This window comes from Anaerofustis stercorihominis (assembly GCF_024623185.1).
Lineage (GTDB): Bacteria > Bacillota > Clostridia > Eubacteriales > Anaerofustaceae > Anaerofustis.
In genome coordinates this window covers 1-4,291 of the sequence record NZ_JANJZK010000038.1, presented here as the reverse complement: position 1 = coordinate 4,291, position 4,291 = coordinate 1, and the positions used below count along the sequence as shown (strand labels likewise).

Below are 4,291 nucleotides of genomic sequence, written 5' to 3'. Positions count from 1 at the left end.
TCTTTGGACAAGCAAAGAATGGTCGGGTTCTTAAGGGCGGACAGCCCTTGTTATCCCCTTTTTTTAATAGGATGACGGATAACAGTCTTTAAGTTATTGATGTTTTTTATCTTTCTCGGGTCTGAGAGATATATTTCGTGATGAAGTCTTTCATCGTTTATATCTATTTCATATCCCTCTTTTTCTATAAATTCGTTCATCTTAGCAACCGACGCAGGTTCATCATCATAAGAACCCATATGCATTATCTGAACGCATAACCCTTCTTTAATCGATTTAAACTGAGTATTGGATAAATCAACTTCCGGCTTCTTCCTAGAAAACTTTTCAAGGGCATATTCATATACATCTTTCGTTACAAACTCCGGCTGTCTTATCATCGAATACCAATGGAATTTATCCTTATCCGTTACGCTTATACCGTCAAAACCTCCTTCATCAAGCCACCAAAGCCCTTCCAAAGGCGGAACCACATATTCAAAATACCCCTCTATTTTATCCATAGGGTCACTGCTCATTTTACTCATCTTTATGGTATAAGAAAGTCCGTAAAGTACTTCCATAGCATTTTTATACTCTATTGATGTATTTGGATTTCCCCTACCCTTTACCATTATGAAATTCATCTTTGGAACATCTATTATAGAAGGTTTCTTCTTTGGCATATATAAATCTTTGTATTCTTTTTTGTAATCAAGCTTTTCCATTTTTTCCACTTCCTTTACTTTGTTATCCTTATTATAAACCCTTGCATAGTGTCAGAGTCAAGGGGTTTCTTTTACAAAGAAACAAACACCGAAGGGGTTTCACCCCTTAAACCCCTTGTAGCGCGCTGCCCTACAACCAGCCAGTATTTTGACTGACTAAAAACTCTAAAAGAGTTTTAGATATTTTAACTAATAAGAAAATTCACAAATTATCCTGCGGAAATTTGTTCATGTTATTTAACATGCTAAAGCATGTCTAAGTTTAATAAATCAAACTTAGAAAGATTTCTTTGAAATCTTTAAACAGTCACAATATTACTGTGCCAAGCACAGAAGTCAACATGAGTAAGTTTTCGAAAGAAAAATTACGAATTATATTTACATAAATTCTCAAATATTGCTAATGCAAATCCTCTCGTGGTATCGAATGTGTTTCACACATATTAATTTTACTTTAAGAAAATTAATAAAAATTCTTTGAAGTTTTTCGATTACAAAATGGGAAAAAAGTCTTCCGCGGAGGCTTATATAGACTTAATCTCCTCAGAAAATCTGCCTAATTTTCTGGGAGCAGTCGCTAATCCCACCCCTTTTAAATGAAAATTTTAAATTTTATATTAGAAGTAAGAGAAGGTACCTAAATCTCATTTACATAGAAAGCTTTATCTAAAATCAAACGCAATAACTCTTTTAGGTAAATAGCGGATGATTTATGTTAGTAAGTTAAAGATTCCTTTTGGCGAAGCCTTAGGCACCGCGCTCAGCGGGGTCATTTCTTCCATTCTTTGGACAAGCAAAGAATGGCGGGTTGTAGGGTGGCCCCCTACAAAAGGGTTTTAGGGGCAAAGCCCCATATTAAAAAACTATTGATATTAAAACCTTATTTTGTTATAATAACTATAACGAACAAAAGTTCTAATACTATATGTAAGGATAATATTATGGCTATAAAAGAAATAGAATGCAAAAGTGCTATTAACAGAATATCAAATTCAAGACTTCCCTATCATCTTGATTTAAATGTATACAGAGGATGTACTCACGGTTGTAAATATTGCTATGCCATTTACTCCAACAGATACTTACAATCGGATAATTTCTTCGGCGATGTATTTGTCAAGACTAATATAGCGGAAGTTCTCGAAAAGGAGCTTAGAAAAAAGAGAAATAAAGATGTGATAAATCTGGGAAGCGTTACCGATTCTTATCAGCCCATAGAAAAGAAGTATAAGATAATGCCCGAGATACTGAAACTTATGATAAAATACGAACAGCCCGTTATCATTTCAACAAAATCAGACTTGATACTAAGGGATATAGAACTCATAGATGAACTCTCAAGGCTTACTTACGTAAATATTGCTTCCACCATAACGGTAATGGACGACGATAGGAGAAAGCTTATCGAACCGGGAAGCGTAAGCTCAAAAAGAAGGATAGATATGCTTGAAGAAATGAAGAAGACAAAGGCAAGCCGAGCTATCCATACCATGCCTATAATGCCATATATAACCGATGACAGAGAAAATCTGGAGGAGATATTTGCACATGGTAAAGACATCGACATAAATTATATACTTACCGGTCCCCTTAATTTAAAAGGAGACACAAAAAAGGTATTTATGGATTTTGTTAAAAATTATTTCCCCGATGAATACGAAAATGTTAAAAATGTGTACGGTAAAGGAGCTTACGTATCCGGAGAATACAAGGAAGAAATGTATAAAAAAATAAATGATGTCAGAAGAAAATACGAAGTCAGCGGAAATTATATGAAAGGCATAAGAGATTTTAAAAAGAGTATTGAAGTTGAACAGCTTTCGTTATTTTAAAATCATAATAAATAATCCTATTAAGATTTAATCAAACAAAAAATAAGGACTTGGATTAATACCAAATCCTTATTTTATATAAGCATATACAAGGCTATCCAAAACTTCGCCGTTTTTATATACGCTTTTTTCTTTTCTTCCTTCAAATTTAAATCCGGCTTTTTCAAGAACTCTCTTTGAACCTTGATTATTGGAAAAGATCTCCGCATGGATCCTAACTATATCGAACTTATCAAAAGCTTGTTTTGTTATAATACCAACGGCTTCGCTCATAATTCCCTTTCCCCAATAGTCTTCACTGAGCCAGTAACCTATCTCGGCACTCTTTCTATACACATCGTCCATAACAAAAACACCTATACTCCCCACTGCTTCACCATTTACAACTATAGCTCTTGTAATATTGTTCCCGCCTTCGTTCATTATGCAGTCCCTTACATACCACTCTGCATCTTCATATGTATAAGGATATGGAAAAACATCCCTTAATTTACCCGCGATTTTTTTATTATTCCCATGTTTGGCAACATCTTTTATATACTTCTCTTCCCACTTTTTCAGTTCAAACTTCATATTTATCACCGCCCTTTCTCCTTAAATTTTCTTATAAAATAATCATAAAACAACTCTTCATTACTATCCAACTTTAATACAATCAAGTAAAATTTAAAATATGAACCATAATTAAAATGGTATAAGGATAACAAATATAAAAAAAGAGCAAAAAAATTATCGTAACATACCTAATATAACCGTCGGTCTTAACTAAATTACACATGTTTAATTTTGTACCATTATACTTTTATTGTTGACTTACACAAACCCATTTATAAAAAAGTTTATTATTATATACAAATTTCCGACAAACAAAACTATTGACTAAAATCAATTTTATTTTCTTATTATATAACGTAAATTAATCATAAAATAACAATCCCTACTTATATAAAATCATTAACAACATTTATTTAACTTTTATATTTTACTATTAAACCTCATATTCGTATAACGTTATATATTTTTATTTTTAATAATTACAGCTTTATAATATGAATATTATAATTATATATATTTATTACTGTGTAACATCTACCCATTTCAGAGCATTGGAGAACTTAAAAAGTTCGTCACATGTAAGCTCTATGGCACTGTTTGCACTTCCGCATGCGGGGAAAACGGTATCGAACCTTTTCATTGAAACATCAAGATATGTCTTTACTCCATTAGGATTTGCAAAAGGACATACTCCTCCTACTTTGTGATTCGTAAACTCTTCAACTTCATCAGCACTTAACATCTTCGCCTTTTGATTAAACTCTGCCTTGAATTTTTTATTGTCTATCCTTGCATCTCCCGCTGTTACCACCAATATGCAGTTATTATCTTCTGCTTTATCTTTAAAGGAAAGAGTCTTCGCTATCCTTGCACCCTCGGTATTCAAAGCCTTTGCCGCAAGTTCCACAGTCGCACTGGATACATCGAATTCCAAAACCTTATCTTTCATATCAAATTTATCAAAATATTCTTTTACCAATTCTATTGCCATATATAACCTCTGAAAATAATTTTTGTTCTATTATAACACATTAGAATAAGAAAATCTCCCTAACCAAATAAAAAAGCCCGAAGGCTTAATGTAGGGATATTATATTTCTTTTATAAAGAAAGAAACTTATAAAGATAAAGGGTCCATCCCTTAAACCCGTGTAGGGTTCCACCCTACAACCCGCCATTTTTTGCTTGTCCAAAAAG

General features: G+C 32.9%; 4 protein-coding genes. 1 reads left to right on the top strand and 3 read right to left on the bottom strand.

Annotation, left to right across the window (positions count from 1 at the left end; genetic code table 11):
- Window positions 1-50: 50 nt before the first annotated feature.
- The gene (locus NSA01_RS09725) at window positions 51-707 is read right to left on the bottom strand and encodes a GyrI-like domain-containing protein (protein WP_257481262.1); all 657 of its coding nucleotides are present in this window, start codon (window positions 705-707) and stop codon (window positions 51-53) included.
- A gap of 941 nt (window positions 708-1,648) precedes the next feature.
- On the opposite strand from NSA01_RS09725, the gene NSA01_RS09720 reads away from it, so the two are divergent.
- Window positions 1,649-2,539, top strand: coding sequence for an SPL family radical SAM protein (locus NSA01_RS09720; RefSeq protein WP_257481261.1), 891 nt, complete (start codon window positions 1,649-1,651; stop codon window positions 2,537-2,539).
- A 69-nt stretch (window positions 2,540-2,608) separates the two neighbouring features.
- On the opposite strand, the gene NSA01_RS09715 is transcribed toward NSA01_RS09720, so the two are convergent.
- Complete coding sequence (locus NSA01_RS09715) at window positions 2,609-3,112, bottom strand: GNAT family N-acetyltransferase (RefSeq protein ID WP_257481263.1); 504 nt, start codon at window positions 3,110-3,112, stop codon at window positions 2,609-2,611.
- Window positions 3,113-3,614: 502 nt separating this feature from the next.
- Entirely contained in the window at window positions 3,615-4,085 is a 471-nt protein-coding gene (locus NSA01_RS09710) for a YbaK/EbsC family protein (protein WP_257481260.1), read from the bottom strand.
- Window positions 4,086-4,291: the final 206 nt, after the last annotated feature.

Coding starts and splice junctions, on each gene's coding strand:
- NSA01_RS09715 (WP_257481263.1), bottom strand. CDS start 3,112: ATGAAGTTTGAACTGAAAAAGTGGGAAGAGAAGTATATAAAAGATGTT.
- NSA01_RS09725 (WP_257481262.1), bottom strand. CDS start 707: ATGGAAAAGCTTGATTACAAAAAAGAATACAAAGATTTATATATGCCA.
- NSA01_RS09720 (WP_257481261.1), top strand. CDS start 1,649: ATGGCTATAAAAGAAATAGAATGCAAAAGTGCTATTAACAGAATATCA.
- NSA01_RS09710 (WP_257481260.1), bottom strand. CDS start 4,085: ATGGCAATAGAATTGGTAAAAGAATATTTTGATAAATTTGATATGAAA.